Below are 23200 nucleotides of genomic sequence, written 5' to 3' on the forward strand. Positions count from 1 at the left end.
AATTTTTCCTCGCTCAATTATTGATATACGACCTGTAAATAAGTATCTTTACGCGGAGCATAATGGTAAGTTTTTTTATCAGAATATAACAGACCTTGTGTATTATACAATCTTACTCTGACATACCTCTTATTATAATCACTATAAAAAGCAAGTTTACTATATTTACTGTTGCTTGCTGGAATAGTGATGGCAACACTATAAGTGGTTGTCACAGAATTTGAAACCCCTAATGAATTTGAAATACCTTTTGCAGTTACCCCAACATTAGAAGATATAGTTGAACTTGCTGATTGACTTTTACTCCAAGTATATGAGCTTGCTTTTGCCCATGATCCTGTTAAGTACCTAACAAATTTTTTCACAGTTGTTGGTCCTGAAAGCGTAGTTACTGCTGTATGTGCAGCCATTGTAGTGAATTCCGGTTCTGATAACTGACCTTCAACCTTAACACTTTCTCCTAGTTCTACATTTTCTTCTTCCTCACCACTGTAACCTAAACTTACTTGTGGAACCATTAATAAAAAAATCAACGCGAAAATCGTCCCCTTCAGAATACCCTTTAATCCTTTCATAGTTCCCCTCCTAATGATTGAATTTTCAAATAATTACATGTTTTTCAAAAGCACCTGCATACCTTCTTAAAACTACAAAAACAGGTAAAAATAACCATTACATTACTACCCCATCATTAACTCTAATTACCTCTGCATTAATTCCGGCAAAGTTTCCACATTGATTACAATCGCTTACATTCCAGTTAACTTATTTTTTTCATCATTTTTTCTCCTCCCTAAATTTTTTGTTGTTTATATCAATTTAATTGATACCTTTGTTTAACACTTATTTTAAATTAGTAATTTAAATATGAGTTGCTTATTTGTGAGGTTTATTCTAAATTCAATTGACTTAAAAAAATTATATACTAGAGTATGTTGTTAAAATATCAGATTTTTCGTTAGATTGGCTATATAATGGATAACCTCCATCTTGATTTTCTAATTCGGTAATTTTTTTATATCTCAATTGGAACAATATCTTTATCTAATTGTTGATTAATATCCATTATTGATTCCATTAATTGTATGTCCTATTTTGTATCCGAGATAGATTTCTGAAAATTAAGAAGATTTAGTTGTTTAATAATTGACGGATTTTCAATTCCTTGTTTTTTCAATGTTATTTCTATTGAAGAAAATAAATTTAAAACCCAGAAAATGAAACAATTTCATATTTATTGGTATCTAATTTAAACTCAGAATACTTTACTATAAGCCAATTACTTATAGTAAAGTAAATTTGATCTGATAACTCATAAGAGAGTTTATCTATTATTTCCAGAGCCATTTTGGTAGAAATTAAATAGTTCACTAGTTCTTGTTTGCTATCTCTCCGTGAAAAGATAAAAGTAATCGTTTGTTGATAGTAAATTGTTTGGTAATAATTGAATCTCTAGAAGGGGTTGAAAGTTGAGGTTTTTTAAAATTTTTGAATAAAGCCATATATCATATAAATTACCCATTTTATAATCTTGCAAAAAAAGGTTCAAAATCATGAGTATTAGTTAATAATTTTGCTTCCAGGAATAATATAGAGTATATAAATCAATATTTGACTCTGCTTTTATGGGGATTCCATTTTGTTGAACAATTGAGTATGATATTTTTCTTTAACATTGGTTATATTACCTCTTATGTAATACTCTAACACATTTTTGGGATTATTTGTATTCAAAATTAAATAAAAAGATAATGCACACAAATTATTTACACGTATTTATAACTAACTTAAGCATAACACTTCTTGTTAAACTATATATTGGAAAATTTATTATATTTCTTTTGAATCATTGTTAATTAAAGTGGTTTTATATTAAAAGAAATTTTATTAAAAAAGAAAAAATATCCTCCTTATAACTTATATATATAGAAGCTACCTACAATATTATTTCACATACTTCATGGTGTAATGTTGTACCAGCTGCAAGAATTCTCCCCTATTAATTTTTTATATTGTGGTTATTTTGGATACTGCCAATTTTTCTCTCGTTCTTAAAAACTGTTATTATTAAATGCTCTTCATCCAATTTACATAAATAATTGCTAGTCTTATATTCAAATTCTTCCATAGATCTCACCTTACTTGTTTGATTGCGTTTGATTAATCATAACTACCTCTAATTCTCATCTCCTTTTCTTTTTACATTTTTACTGTTCCCCTGTAATGATCCCTTCTCGAACCTTCGAAAAGACACTGAAAAAGAGTTAGAAGCAAATAATGCAATGACAATAGGAGAAGGGTCGAAACCTTTTATTCAAAGAGAGGCCGCTCACCTACAATTATTCCATCTCAATAAACAAACACTATTTTCTTGAATACATAGTTATTATCAATATTGCTTATTAAGAGATTTGCAACCTTCAAAATAATATTGTGCGCTTAGCAGCTAGATTAATATGAAGAAAAGGACCAAAAATGGTCCTTACTAAAATTGTTATAGTTAGCTTCTCTACATTATTATTAAACTTGCTTATAAAATTCATAATGGGAGAAATTTATGTCAGTGATCCAACTACCTGTTTTATTCACCCATTCTACTATATTATCTTTATATCTTTCTTCTAGCCAATCCATAGCAAATTCGTTCGGTGCATAAATAGTTAAAATATTATTTTGAACTTTTATTAGGATATCTTTAAACCAAGTATCGAAAGAGGGTTTAGAAATATTTGCTTGTGCAGATTCTAGAACAACAGCTAAAAGCAGTTTTTCATCTTGTGTCATATTCTTTTTTAAATGTACCTCTGTTTCAGAATAGGTAATAGATGAGTCAACTTCTTCACTTTTATCTTTTTTATGAATATTTTTAAGTATATCTTTATATTGTAAGTATTTATTGTAAATCTCCTCATAATCTAATTGTTCTGGAAGGATATCCGCTTTGTTTTTTAAATGCTTCCTGGTAAAAACTTCGTGCTCTTTGCGTAATCTAGGAGGTAATCCTTCACGTTCTTTTTTTAGCATTTTCTTTACATGAGCAGGTGCATTTTCAGGGATAATTATATTATTATCTCCCTCTATTAGCTTTTTAGATAATAAAGGAGTTTGTTTCCTGACTTTAAAAATAGGACTCTCTTCCATATTATTCCGAGACTCATTTATTACATTAAACTTATAGACAAAGCCGTAATGCTCTAGTATATCTAAATAGGTATGTAATGTTTTTCTTGATTTATCCATTTTCTCTGAAATCAATTCAAAATTGGGATACACATAGTCTTTTTCCCCATAAGCATGTCTTTTTAAATATGCATATAATCGTGTGGCGTCTCCCAGATAAAATCCCCAAAAGTCAAAAAAATAGTTATTAAAAATAGTAAGCTCACCATCAATTGCTGGAATAGACTCTCCGTGCTCGTCTAAACTAAAATTTCTAACTTGATTTTCCTCAAAGATCAATTTATCTTGCTCTGGGTAAAAATAGGTTTTATATTCTTGAGTATCCTCTATATTTATCAATTTACTTCTTTGCGTAAACATACCTGTATCTTTTAATCGAAAATACTTTAGTTTATCCTTTTTACCTTTTAAATTATAATACTCTTCTTCCACTATTGTTCCTCCTAAGTAAACCCAAGTAAACAAATTAAAGAAGGAGTTTTACTTGCTAAAACATATATTTATGTTAAAATATTTTCAAGAATATAAGTTTAGAAAACTCCCGCTTTCACTCAATTAAACTACTATCAGTTTAGCGCCTGATAGTTTAATTGTATCTAGGTGGGTTTTTTTATTTTATCATACAAGCTTTTGTTTATGGATTAAACAAAAAGGGAAAAACCCTATGACAAAATACCAAATCGAAATTTGGCCTTTTCATAGGGTTTTTCCCTTTGTATTTAATATTGAATTTATTAAAACATACTTTTTGGAATTATTCAATAGGATTAATTTCCAAAGATATTAATTATTTCAATATGATGGAATTTATTTCTCTTATTAACTCTTTTTCTTCATTAATTTTTAATAAGTAATCGGCTTGTTCCTTAGAAATTAGCAATTTTACTTCTTGGACTTTTTTACATCTATTTTTAGGTTTTTCTTGAATTATAGAAAGTAAAACACTAGATCTTATATTTTCATTACAATTTGTAAAATTTTCCTTTAACAAAGAATATAAAATCACATAATTATCTTCAGATGTAAAACCTATCCGTTTTAATAAGTAATTTTCCATCTTAATATCCCTCATTCTTATATCATCTTCTATTTATTTTAACTTATATATACAAACATTTTATAAATTTCTATAGATATCTCTCAATAAAGTATATAATTCACCAAAAAAAAGCTAACTAAACCAACGTTTACTTAGCTGTTATTATACTTTAGATATTAAGTAATAAAGTTCCAGTATACAGTGAATTTCTTTATAAATTTCCTATTCTTTTGTAACGTTAATGACATATTACCTATATTATAACCATTTTGAGGAAGAAAACAACTTTATTTTTAAAGTCCTTTGGACACTCCATTTATTTATTCACTCTTCAATTAAATTGGCTATTAGTTATCATTTTACCATCATCATAATAAAACTATAGTATAAAGTATATATAAAAAATAAACAAAATGTTAGGGTCTAAAGTTAGAGTTATAAAGAAGTTAATAGTAATTTTTATATAAAAAAGAAACCCAAGGTATCTTGAGCTAGATATTAGACTAACCTAAATAAATGAGACACTATAAAACACCTTCGAATGGTACACTTAAACAAAGTACTAACTCGGAGGTGTTTTGCGTGGGCAAAAACATATATTCAAGTGAGGTTAAATGGGCAGTTGTTAAAGATAAGATGAGTGGTCAGTTTACGAATCAAGAAATCATGCAGAAATATGGAATTAAAAATGTTTCTCAAATCAAAACGTGGATGAAATGGTATCGGGAAAATCAAGTTCATCGATTCGATCAACCTATAGGAAAACAGTATTCATACGGGCATGGTCCAGATAATTCAAGTGATGAAGATAAAAAAGAACGTCAAATGAATCACTTAAAGCAGGAAAATGAAATCTTAAAAAAGTATTTGGAAATCGAAAAGGAGTTGAAAAGGAAATTGTCCTCCAATTAGTACAGACATTACGAAAAAAATATACTGTATCAGCTATTTTATCTGCTTTACATGTTCCAAGATCTACGTATTATCGCTGGGCATCTTCGCAACCAATGGAGTTATCTAAGGAGGAGGAAACAATTATTTCCCTCTGCAAAGAAACAAAGTACCGATATGGACACCGGAAGATCAAAGAGCTGTTAAAGCGTAATTATCAAATTAAATTAAACCGTAATACTGTTCAACGGATTATGCAAAAATATCATCTTCAGTGTAGAATAAAGCAAAAGAGAAGGTGGAAATCACAGGGGGAATCGGTCATTGTTGCGCCCAATTTATTACAGCGAGAATTTTATGCAAGCAATCCTAACGAAAAATGGGTAACGGATATTACCTATATTCAATATGGTCCAGATACTTTATATTTATCTACCATCATGGATTTGTATAACAATCAAATCGTTGCCTATAAGCTTTATCCCCATCAACAAACTTCTTTAGTAATGGATACCTTGGATGAAGCACTAGAAAAACGAGGGAATCCTGAAGGAATAATCATCCACTCCGATCAAGGCAGTGTCTATGCTTCTTATGCGTATCAAAGTCGGGTCAGAGAGCAGAATTTAGTCAGTAGTATGTCACGCAGAGGAAACTGTTGGGACAATGCCGTCATTGAGTCCTTTCATTCGAATCTAAAATCAGAGGAATTTCAGTATGTTAAATTCCATTCTTTATCTTTAAAAGAAGTAAAAGAGCGTGTAGATCAATTTATGAGATATTATAACGAAGAACGTATTCAAGAAAAATTAGGCTACCACACACCAATAGAGTTTGGTAATATGGCAGCCTAAGAAGGTGTTTTATTACTGTCCCATATTGCTAGGTCAGTCTATATCTTGGGTTTCTTATATTTTTTTATTTATAATATGTCATTGATCTTTAATGTATCAAATAATATATCAAAAGCTTTATTTATTTTTTCTCGCTCTTTTCCTTGAGGAAAAGCAATCTCCTCTGATGTCCCATACACTAGATAGTCATTACGTCTATTAGTTGCTGATAGTTTATCTGCAATGTAAGCTTCAAACGCCCTTGCAGCCATTTCAATAATATTACTCCAATATTTAGATTCATTTCCATTGTCTAACTCGATTGCATTTAGGTAATATTGTGATTTATCAGTTGGATAAGGTATTCTTTCAACTCTTTCTCCAGTAATTTTTTCATGATACCAAGCCATAGCCAATGCATATTTTTTAACTTCTCTTTTTGCCCTTCTTTTGAGTTTTTCTTTTTCTTTCTTTAGTGAAATTTCTGATGCTCCATAATACTGAGAAAAATCAAGTCTTCTATTTATGCTTTCTCGCTGAATAGTACATTCTTTTTTTATACCTAATGCTATATCTCCGTTAAAACGTTCATAATCTCTTTTTAAAGCAACTCCTCTATAAGTTACATCATCTTTGTTTGTGTTTATGAAATATGCTGTTCCATTTCCTTCTCTTAAACTCTCAGATAAATATTCTAAGGCACTTTTTATTTGAGAAGGTATTTGTTCACCTAGTGTATTACATTCTGTTCCATATCCTCTACTACTTGTATTTTTATGACTTTTAATGTAAATGTAGTGATCAATGCTATGAAATAGCTCATGGGCGAGAATTCCTAAACAACCTTTATTTTTTGTCATATTAATAACTCTTGATAGAGCCTCATAAGTACCTAATGCATTTCCGCCTCTTCCTCTTGCTCCAAAAGCTAGTCCAAGTGTTCCATCTAAAGATAAAGAAGTAACATCAATTTCAAGTACATCTGCTAAATCCAAAATTGCTTCTGAAGCTCGAACTAAATGCTCCATGCCTTTTTCATCATCCATATAATGGCCAAATTGCACTCCTCGAAATCCAAACAACTCCACCAAATCTTCAGGTTTTTTTACCGGGCTTGGTTTCCCACCTCTTCTATCAGGTCTTTCTGGTAATACTCTTTCCCATTTACTATTTTTCTTTTTTGTACCTTTTACGCCATTTTCCTTTTTCCCAAAGATATCGTCCCATGTATTTATTTTTGATGCTGTATTAATAGATGATTTATATCCTGCCCTCAGAAAAAATTTTAAGAAGCTTTTCCCTAAAATAAAGAAATTTGTATCTGATTCTTTATTTCTTTCTAATATAAGCGTTTTGGAAAAACCAACAATAAAGTCTGAAACATCGTCCCACTTTTTCACTTTATTAATAAGTTCTAAGAAACTTTGGATTGCTAACATAAAGTCTCTTCTTCCCTCTTTTGTTTGAACAGCGGGAACCTTATCTATTCTATTAATAATTAATTGCTTCAATTTAGCAACTCCTGGTTCTACACCATTTTCCTTTTCAAGCTTCAGAGAAAAAGATTTTGTTAATTCTCTTTTGGTTATTAATTCCTCTGAAAGAAGCGGATTAAGCTTTTCTATGTTTTCTAATTCTTCCTCAGAATGATTTTCCTGAAATCTTCTTTTTATTTTATCTAGTTCTTTTCTAGAACCAGTAATAAAGTCTCCAACGTCATATGCAACATTCTTATCAATTTGCTTTTCTGTTCTTATTTCTTTAACTTTCTTAATATTAAGATCAAAAATACTTAATTGTGAGTTCATGTTTATATCCTCCTAAAAAACGGATTAGAATATTAGATCTAATCCGTTTTTTCCATTTAATTAAATAATCAACTCTAATTGCCCTTTTGTATTTGTTAGTAAATCTTCTGCAAAATCCTCTTTTAGAATAACTTTAAAAATTGCTTCTAAAATTGGGACGACTATACTATTTCCTGCTAGTTCGTAAAGAGTAGCATTTCTACAACCCTTTCTAGAAGGGAATTGTTCCAAGATTAATTCAAAATCCCTATCATCAAAACCCATTAATCTCCATACTTCTCTTTCAGTTAGATATCTATATCCCTCTTTATCTTTTAATCTAATAATTCCAGCGTTAGGACATCGATCTTGTCTTTCTGTTATAGTCCAACAATAATCTTCTATTACGGATAATCTACGTTTATACTTATCCGTTTCCTTAACTGGGTTAAATTCTTCTATTCTACTCAACATACTTGGAACATTAACCAAATACTGAGAACCAGTTACTTTATTCTCTAAGAATCCACTAATATGACGCATTGGGGTTCTTTCTAATTTATTGAAGTCAAATGCCTCTTTTCCAAAAATGGATATACAAAACACTCTTTCTCTTTGCTGTGGAATACCAAAGTCAACAGCATTTAAAACATCGAAAGAATTTGTGTATCCTAGTTTACGCATTTGTTGAATATAAGAGTTAAACGGGCCAATTAGGTCTCTATCTAAAACGCCTTTTACATTTTCCCAAATTACAACTTTTGGTTTCCACTTCCCCATATTTTCTATAATTTTAAGCGTTTCAAACATTAATGAACTGCGAGTCTTAGTCTTTATATTTCCACCTTTTCTATATCCTGACCTTGAAAAATCTTGGCAGGGAGATCCGTGGATAAGGATATCCGGCTTCAGATTCCATCCAACAACGGATTGTGGTTTATGAGCATGGTCATATAGAGCATTATAAGCACGTACTCTATTTTCTTTTATCTCTACATAATCTATAGCTTTATGATCAACCCCCAGATTTAATAAAGCTTTTCTTGGGGCCCCAATACCTCCGAATAATTCTAAAATTTTTATCATATCAATCACCGTCACACTAATTTTTTTATCATCCCATTTGGAGTTATTATCTTTACAGATACATCCCTCTTTGTTCTGGTTTTAGTTATTACAGTCTTGCTGCCATTGTCGTGATGTTTTACCTCTTCATCCACAATTTTAGAAACGGATTCAAGACCTTGTACTAAATGATAATTTTCGCCTTCACCTAGCTCACCATTAATCGCTCCGCTTGCTAATAATAAAGACAATTGCCCTTGATTAAGCGGCAGAATAGGTTCTCCACCTATACTTAATTGACGTGGCTTGGTTCTATTCATAAAAGCTTCGAATCCTTTACTCTCTCTAATACTTTCAACAAAATCGTCTTTATTTGCCAATTTTGTATAAAATGTAGATAAGTTTTTATAACCGCTTGGTACATTCCATTTAAATTCTCTAGTTACAATCTGATCAATCGTATTTACATTCTTTAATATAAATTCCTCGGAATCCATTCTTAATAAAAAATCAAATAATTTTTCATTAATTCCTTTATATTTTCCTGCCTTTTTTCTTCCAATAAAAATACACTGTTTATAGTCTTCATAATCCTCTTTGGAAAATCGCATAATGCCAACTTCATTAAAGTTAGTTGCTAAAAACCTAGAAATTTTTTGATCTGCAAAACGATATGAAGGAATAATATATATCAATATTCCATTCTCTTTTAGATATCTATAATTCCTTTCTAATTCAACCCATTCTTTTCTTTTGGCTGAAGAATCATCCATCCCCTTTAATGCAAAATCATATGGTGGATTAAGAAATAAGAATGACACAGCTTCAATTTGTATTACCATAGATTCTATAGGGGCATTTATACAATGATTCAAAAGCTTTGAAGCGCGTTCAGCACGTCTTCTATCAAGTTCGACTCCATAAGTATTAATAATAGTCTCTTCATTATTAAAGGCAGCTGCAAGTTGATTTAGAATCTCTCCCTCTCCGCAAGTGGGATCAAACCAAACACCACTACCTTCGACATTTAGTAATTTAATGATATATTCACCTTGTGTTTCAGGTGTTGCAAAAAAACCTGCTTTTAGTTCCGATAGGTAAGTCTTTGATGTAATCTCCGACTTTTCCCCCGGTTAGCACCGTACGTGAGACTTTCACCTCATACGGCGCCCCATCTAACTGGTTATACAGTTTACTAGTCTTTAATAGGTTGAAGTTTGCAAGCTTTACGAAGCTTGTTTAATTTCTTTAGTTGATATTCGTTTATATTCAACAACCTCATATATTTTTCTATAGTTTCCTCTTTCGTAGCATGAACCAAGATATGAGCAAATTTATGAAGTACAGCCAAATTTTCGTATTCGTCAGTTCCACCTAAATATATAGGTGTAATATGGTGGCAATGATAGTTGTGAATGTCTATAGTTAGGTCCACACCTGTAACAAAACATTTGCCTTTACTGGCACTGAACTTTGAGACACGATTATCATTGTATTGAATGCTTCTTTTCTCAATGTAAGTTTTAGCTAGTTGTTGCACAGCTTTTTGAATGTTATACATGAGATTGACTTTACTATTTAGCTCTCTACCTTTCGGACTGTAGTCATTAATATCCTGTTGAAATTGTTTCACCACGATAGATTTCACCGCTGAAACAGGAATTAAAGGTACTTCTTTGATGGAAAAGGTAGTGTAATTGTATTTTTCATATCCTTTCACTTCACATTTGCCTGATCCACTAATTTTTGAAAGATTATTCCATATAGTTCGGTAAGTTTTGTAGGCAATTTCTTTCATATCAACGCTAACGTGCGATGCAGCAGAAAAGTAGTTATGAATTCCTCTAATATAAGAGTTGTATTCATATGCTTCTTTTCGGGTGTTAGAACGATATAGTGTTCTAGCTCTTTGGCGTAAGGATTGTATAATATCTTGTTTCTTTTTATCGCTGATGAAACTATGTGCTACGATTCTTTTTCCTTTCCTAACCCCTTTAATTTTGAATCCAAGAAATTCGGATTTTCTTTTGCGGAGATTTGTTATCTTCGATTTTTCTTTCGAGATATTTAAACCTAGTCTCTTTTCAAGGAAATTTTGTACTGCAAAATACCATCTTTTCGCTTCATTATATGAAGTTGTGATGATTTTAAAGTCGTCTGCGTACCTAACAATAAAGCCTTGCTTCATGTTTGTTTTGGTCTGCAAAAAGCGGTATTTACGAGTATCTTTACTTCCTAGTTTGCTAATGTCGAAGGTTTCAAATTGGTCACTTACCCAATGGTCGAGTTCGTTAAGAACGACATTTGAGAGTAAAGGGGAAAGTATTCCACCTTGTGGAACACCTTTGTTTGGTATCCCTTCACCTTCAATATTGGCTTTTAACATCTTTTTAATAATTGCCAGGAGCCTTTTGTCCTTAATACCTAAAGAAAATAGTTGTTTAATCAATTTGTTGTGATTGACGTTATCGAAGAATCCTTCAATGTCAATATCAACAACATAATGATTTTTCCCTACGTTTATAAGGTTTAGCATCCTTGCAAGAGCGTGATGTGTTGAGCGGTTTGGTCTAAAACCGTAGGAATGTTCAAAGAATTTCGCTTCACATATTGGTTCAAGTATCTGTTTTATGGATTGTTGGATAAGTCTATCTTCCATTGTAGGTATGCCAAGCGGTCTTTCCTTTCCATTAGCTTTAGGAATGAAAACTCGACGTACACTATTAGGGTGGAAGTTGGCTAACCTTTCTCGGATATTATTGATAAAGGTAGCTTCATCCATTATTTTATAATCTTTGATACTTAATCCGTCTGTTCCAACAGTTTTACTCCCCGTATTAGATTTGATATTTCTATATGCTAAAAGTAGATTGTCTCTACTAATAATTAGTTCATAGAGATTAGAAAATGAAAAATTTTCTTTTGATTTTGCGTATAGATTATCAAAAATTGGTTGCATTAAATAATATTCGGAATATCTTACACTATCATTCATTGGTAAGTTCGCTACTCTCCTTTAAAAGGATTTTGCCTACTTGTCCTAACCGATTGCTTACCCTAGTAATTTTCTGTTTAATTCCGTTAGACTAGTGGCCTTCCCTCCACAGTTTGTTATCCCTGTTTCTTCGGTACCATGCCACCACCATCACGAGTATTAACACACGTTATAGATTTGCTCTTTTCCGTATGAACGCTTCAAAAGTCTCCGAACCTCCACGTTACTCGCTTTCCACGTTCCAATCATTCCTATCTGTTCATATATACTTAGGTGCTTTCTTTACAACTACTTGCTGGAGCAACCCTTCTTTGTTGCTAAGGATTTTCATAACAAACATTCTTACTCATCCTCACAAGTACCGCTTTATACGGCGATGATTATTCCTAATCATCTAGGTTATAGTTGTGTACATTCGAAAGTTCGTCAGTTACAAGGACATTCTCACCATATATATTTTATAGACACCCGATTTATCGTTGAACCATTACAATAACAGCATTGGGACCAACTTCAATCGACTTTACCTAGCTTCACACCTCAAATCCTTCGGAGGGAGTTGACGCATGTAGGAGTCTTAGTGACTATGCTTCGGGGTGGTTAGTTCCCTCATTCATAGTTTGGAATGACAGTTAGATATGAATTTGCAATCCCATATCCGAGCTTTTCACGACTTTTTTTAATGTCATTTATAGCTCAACGTGTCGCACGTTTGTTACCTATATGAGACATGTTATTTCCTCCTATTTTTAATCATGAAAAAACGCCCATTCTATTAGAATGAACGTTTACTCAATATTATCTTTCCCAAGGCATTATATCCTCTTGATGATAATTCTCCTCATATGAATATTTGTGATTATTCTCTCCATCATCCTCAGTCTTCAGTCTCCTTTTACCTGAATCTAAAAAGACTATATCTTCTGCAATGATTTCAATTTCTGTTTTATTATCCTTAAATTTTGCTTGCAAACGTGCTGTAACAGCAATTAAACTACCTTTTTGTAAATTATTATGACAAGTGGTAGCTAACTTTTTCTCTTTAAATGCTTTAATTGGAATAAAGTCTGCCTCTCTTTCTCCATGCTGATTTCTATAGTTTCGATTTACAGCAAGTGTCATAAAACAGACTGGATTTTCCTCTGTACCTGCTAAATAAGGATCTCTACTCAATCGGCCTATTAGGTTACATTGGTTTTTCATGCTAATTCTCCTTTGGACTTATTCGTAATCTCTTCCGCAATAGAAACGCACATTTTTTTACCCAAAATAATATGATCAAGTACCTCAACATTCATTAGATTGGATATAGATAAAAAATAGTCGAATAAAGAATAGTCTTCATCTTTTAAAACTGCATAACCTGCAGGTTCATTACTACAGACTACTATTTTTGAAGCGTTTCTTTTAATTGCTTGTCGAAATGCCAAATGAACTAAGTCTTTATTGAGTGTTCTAGTCCCTTTAACAATATTTTGTCTGCCTATAACCACATTATTCTTATTTAAAAATAAAAGATCTAATTGTGAATCCTGCTTATAACGAATATCTCTCACACATTCAATTACATCAAATTTAGAAGATATTTTAAATTCCGATTGCCAATCAAATTTTGGTACCATATTTAAGATTCCATTTAGTGCTTTTATTCTAAATAAAGTTTCCGTAGTTATTCCTTCGAACTTCAATAGCTCCTCTTCAGATAATTGAGAAATCCCACTTAAACCTAACTCACCTAAAGTATCGATCGTTGAGTCACATACGGTTTCACCGACAATAATAGCCAGTAAATGTGGAAGACTAGTGTCATTCTCCCCAAAATACTTAATATATTCCTTTGCGTCGTTGTATCTACTCATAATAAATCTACCTCTCTTAATTAAATGTAAATGTCCTCATAGCTCTTTATTCAATATCAAAAAAATATCCCATTATCGCTTTCTTTAAGCGTGTAATTGTAGAAGGTTTTTCGTAGATAGTTGTACTAAAATGATAAACCTTATCGCCTTTATACCTCCACATTACTTTTGAGTTAATTCCTTGCTCTAAACACTCAATAAATACTAAGAATTCATTAAATGCATGTTCTTTTGACACTGACTTAGCTTTAAATATTCTTCGTTCCCCATCTGGCAAAATGATCTCGATACTATGACGAGAATGTAAGATTGGTTTACTAGCAATAATTTTTTCTGCTTTTCTTTTACTTTCCTCAAATACATTTCCTTGTAAAACTGGCCCCTTACTAATTGTTTCTTTCATCATTTTTCTTCATCCTCTCAATATATTATTTATATAAAACGCAAAAAGCGCCCTGAGAGATGGTTTAATGAATTACACATAAAGTGTAATACTCAATAAATCATCCCAAAGGACGCTGCGTTTAATATCTAAACTGCTAGCCAATAAAAGGCTGCTAAAATGTTAAAAATATAAAATAGTTACATTTTCATTCTACTATTATATCTATTTCTTATCAACCCTATTATAGGAAGGAGTCCTTTTATAGTAAGTTAACTTACGCCATACCGATTCAATGGGTCCTTGCTTATGTTTTTTTAACCACCAATTACTTAATAATATTTGTATGAATATTAAAGCTATAGAAAGAAAAACTAAATGACCAGGTGAAACTTGTGCATATAACTTAAATACTTTAAACATGAAAAAACAACATGTTGTTTGGAATAAATAATTACTCATAGATGTTTTTCCTATATTAGCAATTAATTTGAAATGCTTTCCTGTTTTTTTTAGTAATAACAGAATAGATAAACCATAAAATATGGACATGCTTATATTACCAAAAATTTCGGAAAGTCTTATTAAAAAGTAGGAGTCAGAATATATTATTGCTAATGTTTTTATTGCAATACCAATACTACCACTTATCACCCACATTAATTTGTGGATTTCCTTAATATTAGTAATCAATGCTTTATTTTTTCCTAATATCATCCCTAACAAAAACATTGGATAAATACTGCAGAACAAAGATGGAAGATTTTCTATAGAGTAAATCGTTAACCAATCAACAGTATTTTGTAATAATGCAATTCTTCCCCCTGTTTGATAATTAATAATCACATTTTGTAATAAGTTATAATCAACAGCTGCAATTTGATAATCAAATAACAGTATCTTAATTAATTCAAACAACATTGGAATCATAAATATACCAATCAGCAGCATCATAACACGACCAGGAACTTTATAAACAGGAAGTAAGAACAAACCTATTACTGCGTATATCATGAGTATATCTCCATAAAAAATGAAAAAGGCATGTAAGAATCCAATTGCAAACAGTATCCATAATCTCTTTGAGAATAAATAGTAAGGATTATATCCTTTGTCTTCTGCGTTCTCCATAAAAATAATTGCGCTAAAACCAAAAAGGATAGAGAAGAGGGAATAAAAATTACCTTCAGCGAAGATAAATAAAATCGATTCTACTAGTTTATCAATAGGATCCATCCAAATACTGCTTGGAGAGGATTCATATAAATGAGGACCACTTAGGGGTAATATATTTGCAAAAGCTATGCCTAAGATTGCAAATCCTCTTATAATATCAATTGAATGTATTCTTTCCTTCTTCATTATTCAATCTCCTTCGCAAAAAAGACTACCCCAAATATAAGGTAACTTTGATTTACCTTCATATTTGGGGTAGTCCCATTGAGTTATTTTTTGTTATGTTATCTATTATATCGTTTCTGTAATTGTTCATCTTTTTTGGTTTTAATTTGATACATAATAATTGTTTTATATTTTTCCCATAATTCACTTGCAACTTTTTCACTAACGTTCATGAACTTCATGAAAAATGGAATTACTTCTTTTTCTAGAAAATAATCTGGAATTAATTCCTTACCAGGCGCATATTTTGCAACGATGTTTTGACGAGCAAGATTTAATAGAGATTCATCTATTTCATTTATATCATCTATTATTTCTTTGCTAGTATTTTCCACTTTTCCTATATCAGGATCAACTTCTTTATTTTCATACTTACTTTTTAACACTTTTGATATGTAATTCTCATAATTTTCAATGTCTCTATGCTTTATTTCTTCCAAAACTTCTAAAATTAATTCTATTCCATACTTTTTCCAGGATAGAATTTTCTTATCAGAAATATCGATGCCATGAATATATAGAGATTTCTTTACTGATTCAACAAATTCCTGTGATTCTTTGGAAAGAGGAGTTTGTTGTTTAGGACTTTTTTTATGAATATTAAAATCTATTGCTACTGTTTTTCTACCTTGTTTGACTTCTTTAAAAGAAAAATATAATTCTCCAGTTGCTTCTAACTCTTTTTTGGCAACATTTAATATTCGTTGTTTGAAATTCCCGTATACAGGATACTTATCCCCTACTCCAATCATCCTTTTAAGTTCATCTAGCTCTATTGTTCTTTTTCCAATTTTCTCATACTGTTTTAACAGTTCATAAACTCTCACTGTATATCCACTTTTTAATTTTTTTATATCATCAAAAGAATATCCTGTAAATCTACTGTCTAAGCTAATTAAATAATCTTTAATTATTGGATTAAAAGAAACATGAACAGTACCATTATCATATATAATAGCGCTAAACCATGGAAACCATCCCATTTTATCATTAGACGAGCGAATCTTTATTCTTTTTCTTGTTAGATCATCAGCTAACTCTTTTATCTGACTATGATAATTATTTCCTTTAACATTCATGACTTCTGCAAATTCTTTAACAGTAATTGTATAGTCTGGAAATTGGGAATCATTTTTCTTAATTTTACTAGCAACATATCGAATAAACTTATGCTCTAAAGTGGTTAATTCATTATCATAATAAGCCTCTATTAAATCATTAGACTGGATGATTAGATCATTTACTTTAAATTCAACTTGCTTTGTTTCTATCAAACTATCACCTACTAACAAGTTTGTAATCTTAAACAAATTATGACATTATTTTCAGAGAAAAGAAAGTGAAATATAACAAAAGATTATTAACTGTTATATTTCAGAATATTCTAATCAATAAGATCTTCTACTTTCTAAAGCCTATCCCAAATATGTTATAGTTCTGCTTATCTCAAAGATAACACTATCCCAAATATGTTATAGTTCCGCTTATCTCAAAGATAACACTATCCCAAATATGTTATAGTTCCGCTTATCTCAAAGATAACACTATCCCAAATATGTTATAGTTCCGCTTTTTTTCAAAGATAACACTATCCCAAATATGTTATAGTTCCGCTTATCTCAAAGATAACACTATCCCAAATATGTTATAGTTTCGCTTTTTTTCAAAGATAACACTATCCCAAATATGTTATAGTTCCGCTTATCTCAAAGATAACACTATCCCAAATATGTTATAGTTTCGCTTTTTCTATATATAACCCTACCCCAGATATGTTATAGTTCACTTATCAAAAGATAACACTATCCCAAATATGTTATAGTTCCTTCATTCCAAAAGACATTACATCCAAAAAATTTTATAGTTCAATTATTAAAAGAAAAAACATCCCAAATATGTTATAATTCAAAATCTGAAAAAAGATAACATATTTGGGATGTTTTTTAGTAGTAATTTTTAAGAGTGTATTAAATATATTTTTTAATAAAAAATATATGCATATCATTATGATTTTAAAGATCCTCTGACTCGAGTAATTTAAGAAATGCAATTTATAAAAGATGTCTTTAAATTATCAACTAAATGTAACGTGCTTAAATATCATTTGTTCATTTGATCCCAAAATTGTTATACTTTATCCCAAAAACGTTATTTTTTATCCCAAATATGATATATTTACTATCATTAAACACAGATATATCAAGGGTTCATCAGATACCTAAAATATTAAAACTATAAAACTAAGGTAACTACATATCCTAAAAATGTTATATTTTATCCCAAAAATGTTACATTTTCACCCTAAATTTGCTATATTTCGTCCCAAAATTGCTATATTTCATCCTAAAAATGTTATATTTTATCCCAATTTTGCTATAATTGTCTACTATTAACCTATTAGTACCAAGGGTTTAAAGCTACGATAAAATATTAAAACATCTAAAACTATTAAAAATAAGTTAAAATATTAAAACTAGAAAGCTAGATAATTTATATATAATAAAGAGTATAGATAAATTATATTATCCATACCCTTTATTTAGTACTAATATTGTTTAATATAAATTATTTTAAAAGACACCTCTTTTAATTTAGCAATAATACTATCAATTTTATTTTTTGTATTCTCAAAATCCCTAGTAGGGTATTCTTTAAAAAAACCATGAGCCATTACCCATACCTTGTTTTCATAACCATAAATGTCAACTTTATTAGTCCAACCATCATTATTTTCAATATCTTCTAATTCTACATGTTTTAATAACATCTTATTTCCTCCAATATAGATTTAGTGTCAAGTATGTGTTCTAGATACTCTCTAACTTACAAAATAGCTGTTATTTGCGCTTCTGTTATAAGAGAAAGGTTTCTTATCTAAAATGTATAATAATTGTTCTAAAAGGATTTTCTCCCCTCTAATGCAATCCTGCTAGTTTACCAGTTTATAATATCAAGTATGATTTTTTTAATGCCTTCTGAGTCCACTTTAGAACATATAATTTCTTGATTCTCTAAAATAAATCTAATGTTTCCTTTTTTTTCGATTATATAATCCCATCCACGTTTATTAAGTATGTCAATTAAATCTTCAATTCTATTCATAAAACTTTTCCCCGTTTTTCTTTTCAATATTAAAAAGAGCAGCATTAAATATTTTCATTAAGAAACCACTACTAGTGATATAATAGTAATAGTGGTTTCTCCCTTTTCCTTATTGGATATTATTGAATAACCTAACAATGTTCACATTCTTAACATTTATATTTAAAATATGAAACATACTATAGTTTACCTTGATAATTCTCTTTGCATGGTCCTCGTTAGCAGCCAAAATATCTGTAGTTATATATCTTTCTTGCTCATTAAATTTAAGTAGAACCGACACGAGAAAATGTTTCTTAATTGTTTTTTGGCCATGATAAATTTCTAATGAATTATCAACGAATAATACATCTTCTGTTTTTATTATTTTTGGTATATTGCCTTTTTGAGATATTTTAATAAAAGCGGGTTCATCTTTTATAAGATGATATACAGAAATATTGCCCTTTTCTTCTATTTTTCCGTCAATCAATAATATATTTTCACGAATTTGATAGAAATGTTTACTAGTATAAAAATCAACCATTATGCTAATTCCTCCTCAAATGAAAAAAGATCGTAAGTGGTTGGAATAATATATTCAACCAATTCTTCGATCCTTTTTAACCCGCTTATTAATTTTAAGCTTGTATTCTTTTTACTTCTCAATTGGAACACTACAGTATTATTAGTAACAATTATATTTATACTGTTTTTTTGATAGAAACCCCTTGTGTCAATAGTAATTATAGATGGATTATTATCTAAAAGTGATAGCCAATCATTAGAGTTTTTCCCTTCCTCACTTAACATATACTCAATACAGGTAATTGTAGTATTTAAAGTTCCTAATGAAAGGTCAAACATATAAGCAAAGCTCATAGTATTATTACCATTAAAATACACTCTATATCCCTTTTCTCTTTGATTAGAATGTCCTTTAAATGGTTCAATACGAAAAACTATATCTTCAAAATACCATTCCAATCCATCTTTTTTACTTGAAAATCCTATACCCTTTAATAAGCTTTCTAACTTTGTAGGTTCTAGAGGACAAAAGCATGTGATTTTATACATATGTAATCCTCCTACAGACATTAGAATCAAATAATTTAGTCGTCGTCAAAACCTTTCCCTCCTAGTATTTTGTTTCATTTCTATTAATTTTCTTTACTGTCGTTTACTTTTTTCATAAAAAAAAGCCTTCAGGACAGTTAATAGCACAGCTGCTATTAAAACTGAACCCAAAGGCTCTACATTTACTAAGTAAAAGAAAAATCCAAAATAGAAAAATAATCTGATTTAATTTTAACTTTTTATCCTATTATTTTCAATAGTTTCAGAAGATATCGTCAGTTATTCGAGCAGGACAGTCTGTTTACAAACAAAAAAGTGAAATATACTTTTATACTTGAAGATACATCACAGTCATAGATTTCTATAATTTCCAGATACATAATTCATAACTAATGTTCCAGCAGCATCTATTTTAAAATTCGACTCTAGAATCGTTATATTCGAATAGATCTAAACTTGAACAAAAAGTCACTGTCGTCAATAAATGCTTTTAAACCACTATAAGTATTTGTTGTTTTCTAACAAATTTGCTGAATTAAGCTAGGTGAATTGTTTTTTGGAGAATTAACATCATTTGAAACTTCAAAAGCCTCCATTTGTTCAAAGTCAAAGGGAACAAGTAATTTACTTAACGAGTTAGTATCGGTATTTGTTGGATTTAGCCAGAATTGTTCATCTTCAGGTTTTAATATGACTGGCATTCTATCATGTATTTCAGTCATTAGCTTATTTGGTTGAGTGGTAATTACAGAACATGAGTATACCATTTCTCCTTCTGGGGATTTCCAAGATTCCCATAAGCCAGCCATACCAAATGGTTGATTATTTTTAAATTTTATACGCATAGGAATTTTACGTTCATTTGTACGTTTCCATTCATAGAAAGAATCAGCAAGGATCAAACAGCGTTTCTTTTTATAGGCATTACGAAAACTTGGCTTTTCGGCAATTGTTTCTGAACGAGCGTTAATCATTTTATAACCGATTTTCATATCTTTAGACCAGGAAGGAATTAATCCCCAACGTAAATATCCAAGACGATTCTTTTCACCATCATTGATCACAGAAAGTACGGATTGAGAGGGAGCTACATTATAGTTTGGGTTATAATGGGATTCTTCAATTGCTGAGTCGATATTAAAGCGGTCAATAATTGTTCCAAAGTCGGTAAATAAAGTAAAGCGACCACACATGCTATCACCTGCTTTTTAGGTTAAGTGTAGCAAAGTAGAATACGGAAAACAAACGAGTAGTAACTTATCGTCAAGTACGATAACTACTACGTATTATTATATTATTAATAATACGAAATCAGCCTTTAAAAAAATAACGCGCTACCTTCAGGCTGCGCGTTTATAAATATAACTACTATCCCTACTATTTTTCTCTTTATATTTTTTTCTTGTTCCCTTTTAATAACTAAACGCAATTAAAAATTTCTACCCGACTTTTTTGAAATAACTTTAAATTTTTCTTTCAGTCTTCTATTTGATAACCTATGAGATATTTTTTGATAACGGCAATTCTTTTATATTTGACCATAAAACTTCAATTGTTTTTTTTCCATTAGCAGCATTAAAGGTGATTTTATTTATATAAGTGAGTTTAACTAGATGCTTCTCAGTATAAAAGGTAGATGTTTTGTAAACAAGAGAGTGTTTATTATTTTTAGATTTTTTTATTAGCAAAATTATCATCCTTTATTTTTTTCTTAATTTTATTAAGAAAAGTGAGGTTGAAATGATAATTTTGACAATGAATTTTTCATTTACTTTTTCTCCAATTGTATAGAGATAATAAATACGTTTTTTTTTTTTTACATAAAAAACAAGAACCATCCTACGATATATTGTAGGATGGATTATTTAAAGTGGTTAATTTTGTATCACTATAATTATTCTTATCTTCGAATTTGATAATAAAGTTGTTTGACTATTAATAAACTAACGCACCCGTCGTATTATAAGGTCAGCCAGAGAATTCTGGTTGACTATTTTTTATTCAATTTATAGATTGATAGTAGCCGGGGAAGAACGGACGCACCCGTGGGACTTGATCCCGACAACTAAACTGTTCCCCTCTACTTGTTAACACATGATTAGGCTGGTTGGGACATGATGATCCCGTATAACAAGCGAAGATATGAATGACAAGCTAGATAGAGGTTACCGGTCAATCCACTACACTAGGAGGAGATAATTTATGAATCCAGTTGTTGGTCTGGATGTCGCTAAAGGTGAAAGTCAGGTTCAAATGTTCTTGGATAAAAAAATGCCCTATAAAAATAGTGTGAAAGTTGAACATACGGTGGATGGTTTAAAAGAGTTATACTCTTATTTACTAGATTTAGAGCATCAAACAGGGATGAAACCACCAGTTGTCTTGGAATCAACGGGTCACTATCATGCCCCAGTTGTACAGTTTTTAGAAGCAAGAGAGTACATTGTCATTATCGTAAATCCATTGGTATCTTACCGAGCAAAAAGTTCTAGTTTAAGAAAAACTAAAACAGATGCCATTGATGCTTATCACTTAGGCGAACTGTATTACAAAGAGGATTTAGAGCCGCAGAAAAAGCGTGGTGTTCAGTTATTAAACCTTCGGCATCTGACAAGACAACATGAAAATATGACGGGAATTATGGTTCAAACAAAGCTTCAATTTCAATCTGTATTAGATCAAGTATTTCCAGAGTATAAAGGCGTTTTTGGCGATCTGTATGCCGAGGTTTCATTAAGAACTTTACAAACTTTCCCTACCTCGGAGACTGTCTTAAAAACTTGTGTGGAGGAAATTGCACAATTTATTGATAGGCATTGTAAAGCAAGATCGTTTAATTGGGCGCTTGAAAAAGCAGAGGGATTAATCGCAGCTGCAGAACGCAACCCATTTCAGTCAACGCGTTATCAAAGCCTTCTTGTCAGTCTGAATATGTATATTGATTTACTTCAAGTGTACCACCAACAGCTTTCTACGTTGGAGCGTGAGATTGATCAGTTAGCAGTACAGCTCGAAGAATATGAACTACTCCAAACAATTCCCGGTGTAGGCGAAAAAATCGCTGCAACGATTATTTCTGAAATCGGGGAAATTGATCGGTTTAGTCATCCCAAAAAGTTAGTTGCCTTTGCAGGACTTGATCCTAGTGTATTTGAATCAGGTCGCTTTAAAGGCACGAAGAATCATATTACTAAACGAGGCTCTGCAAGGCTTCGCCACATGCTTTTTACAGCAGTTCGGTGTTCCATTCGAGATAGTCGTAAAAAGAAAACAACTGAAGAAACCATTGCACGAAATATGCGATTACGTGCCTTCTACGATTTAAAACGTGAAGAAGGTAAGCCTTATAAAGTAGCCATTATTGCATGTGCTAATAAGCTTTTACACTGGATTTATGCGATGTTAAAAACGAAAACACCATTCCAAGAAACTATTTAGTAACAACATTTTCCTATACAACTAAAACCTTCCAAATTGAATCAGGAGGGTTATTTGAGTTGTGCATTTTTAGTATAGCATTTAGTAATTATAAATTTAAAATATATTTATTGACAAACTATTAGCTGGTTTTGTTTAAGTACATTGTTTCACATAATTCACAAAGAAAGCC

At 30.7% G+C, this 23200-nt stretch carries 19 protein-coding genes; 2 read left to right on the top strand and 17 right to left on the bottom strand.

What is annotated here, in order from left to right; all coding sequences use genetic code 11:
- Positions 1–17: 17 nt before the first annotated feature.
- The 3 genes from NX902_RS25285 to NX902_RS25295 all read right to left on the bottom strand — a co-directional run bounded on the left by NX902_RS25285 (position 18) and on the right by NX902_RS25295 (position 4237).
- Positions 18–575: a hypothetical protein gene (locus tag NX902_RS25285; RefSeq protein WP_341118259.1), complete on the bottom strand. Its 558-nt coding sequence runs from the start codon at positions 573–575 to the stop codon at positions 18–20.
- A 1945-nt stretch (positions 576–2520) separates the two neighbouring features.
- The gene (locus NX902_RS25290) at positions 2521–3612 is read right to left on the bottom strand and encodes a DnaA N-terminal domain-containing protein (protein WP_144545608.1); all 1092 of its coding nucleotides are present in this window, start codon (positions 3610–3612) and stop codon (positions 2521–2523) included.
- Positions 3613–3967: 355 nt separating this feature from the next.
- Positions 3968–4237, bottom strand: a complete 270-nt coding sequence (locus tag NX902_RS25295; protein WP_016205235.1) for a hypothetical protein — start codon at positions 4235–4237, stop codon at positions 3968–3970.
- 564 nt (positions 4238–4801) lie between these two features.
- Between NX902_RS25295 and NX902_RS25300 the strand changes: the two genes are divergently transcribed.
- A protein-coding gene (locus NX902_RS25300) for an IS3 family transposase (protein WP_341161095.1) occupies positions 4802–5964 on the top strand; the annotation gives its coding sequence in 2 pieces (ribosomal slippage) (positions 4802–5078 and positions 5078–5964; 1164 coding nt in all).
- 68 nt (positions 5965–6032) lie between these two features.
- On the opposite strand, the gene NX902_RS25305 is transcribed toward NX902_RS25300, so the two are convergent.
- From NX902_RS25305 to NX902_RS25370, 14 genes are all read right to left on the bottom strand, one after another.
- Entirely contained in the window at positions 6033–7751 is a 1719-nt protein-coding gene (locus NX902_RS25305) for an LPD1 domain-containing protein (protein WP_341123855.1), read from the bottom strand.
- A 60-nt stretch (positions 7752–7811) separates the two neighbouring features.
- Complete coding sequence (locus NX902_RS25310; protein ID WP_341123897.1) at positions 7812–8816, bottom strand: DNA cytosine methyltransferase; 1005 nt, start codon at positions 8814–8816, stop codon at positions 7812–7814.
- 11 nt (positions 8817–8827) lie between these two features.
- Positions 8828–9910, bottom strand: coding sequence for a DUF6094 domain-containing protein (locus NX902_RS25315; protein ID WP_341161098.1), 1083 nt, complete (start codon positions 9908–9910; stop codon positions 8828–8830).
- Positions 9911–9990: 80 nt separating this feature from the next.
- Complete coding sequence (ltrA, locus tag NX902_RS25320) at positions 9991–11790, bottom strand: group II intron reverse transcriptase/maturase (RefSeq protein ID WP_341123854.1); 1800 nt, start codon at positions 11788–11790, stop codon at positions 9991–9993.
- A 798-nt stretch (positions 11791–12588) separates the two neighbouring features.
- Positions 12589–12993 (bottom strand): single-stranded DNA-binding protein, encoded by a 405-nt coding sequence (locus NX902_RS25325; protein WP_016205240.1) that lies wholly within the window; start codon positions 12991–12993, stop codon positions 12589–12591.
- Entirely contained in the window at positions 12990–13649 is a 660-nt protein-coding gene (locus NX902_RS25330) for a JAB domain-containing protein (protein WP_341123853.1), read from the bottom strand. The genes NX902_RS25325 and NX902_RS25330 overlap by 4 nt, the downstream gene beginning before the upstream one ends.
- A gap of 46 nt (positions 13650–13695) precedes the next feature.
- Complete coding sequence (locus tag NX902_RS25335; protein ID WP_144545596.1) at positions 13696–14055, bottom strand: DUF6018 family natural product bioysynthesis protein; 360 nt, start codon at positions 14053–14055, stop codon at positions 13696–13698.
- Between the two features lie 201 nt (positions 14056–14256).
- Positions 14257–15393: a DUF418 domain-containing protein gene (locus tag NX902_RS25340; RefSeq protein WP_144545594.1), complete on the bottom strand. Its 1137-nt coding sequence runs from the start codon at positions 15391–15393 to the stop codon at positions 14257–14259.
- Positions 15394–15491: 98 nt separating this feature from the next.
- Positions 15492–16706, bottom strand: coding sequence for a replication initiation protein (locus NX902_RS25345; protein WP_341123851.1), 1215 nt, complete (start codon positions 16704–16706; stop codon positions 15492–15494).
- A gap of 1271 nt (positions 16707–17977) precedes the next feature.
- Complete coding sequence (locus NX902_RS25350; RefSeq protein WP_016205245.1) at positions 17978–18199, bottom strand: hypothetical protein; 222 nt, start codon at positions 18197–18199, stop codon at positions 17978–17980.
- Positions 18200–18366: 167 nt separating this feature from the next.
- The gene (locus NX902_RS25355; protein WP_341123850.1) at positions 18367–18534 is read right to left on the bottom strand and encodes a hypothetical protein; all 168 of its coding nucleotides are present in this window, start codon (positions 18532–18534) and stop codon (positions 18367–18369) included.
- A 109-nt stretch (positions 18535–18643) separates the two neighbouring features.
- Positions 18644–19060, bottom strand: a complete 417-nt coding sequence (locus NX902_RS25360) for a hypothetical protein (protein WP_341123849.1) — start codon at positions 19058–19060, stop codon at positions 18644–18646.
- Positions 19060–19590: a hypothetical protein gene (locus tag NX902_RS25365; protein ID WP_144545589.1), complete on the bottom strand. Its 531-nt coding sequence runs from the start codon at positions 19588–19590 to the stop codon at positions 19060–19062. Before NX902_RS25365 ends, NX902_RS25360 begins: the two co-directional genes overlap by 1 nt.
- A gap of 518 nt (positions 19591–20108) precedes the next feature.
- Positions 20109–20783, bottom strand: a complete 675-nt coding sequence (locus NX902_RS25370) for an SOS response-associated peptidase (protein ID WP_341123848.1) — start codon at positions 20781–20783, stop codon at positions 20109–20111.
- 1009 nt (positions 20784–21792) lie between these two features.
- On the opposite strand from NX902_RS25370, the gene NX902_RS25375 reads away from it, so the two are divergent.
- On the top strand, positions 21793–23028 hold the full coding sequence (locus NX902_RS25375; RefSeq protein WP_095322885.1) for an IS110 family transposase: 1236 nt from the start codon (positions 21793–21795) through the stop codon (positions 23026–23028).
- Positions 23029–23200 lie beyond the last annotated feature (172 nt).

It is taken from the genome of Niallia sp. FSL W8-0954, from assembly GCF_038005605.1.
In the GTDB taxonomy this organism is placed as follows: Bacteria; Bacillota; Bacilli; order Bacillales; family Cytobacillaceae; genus Niallia; species Niallia circulans_A.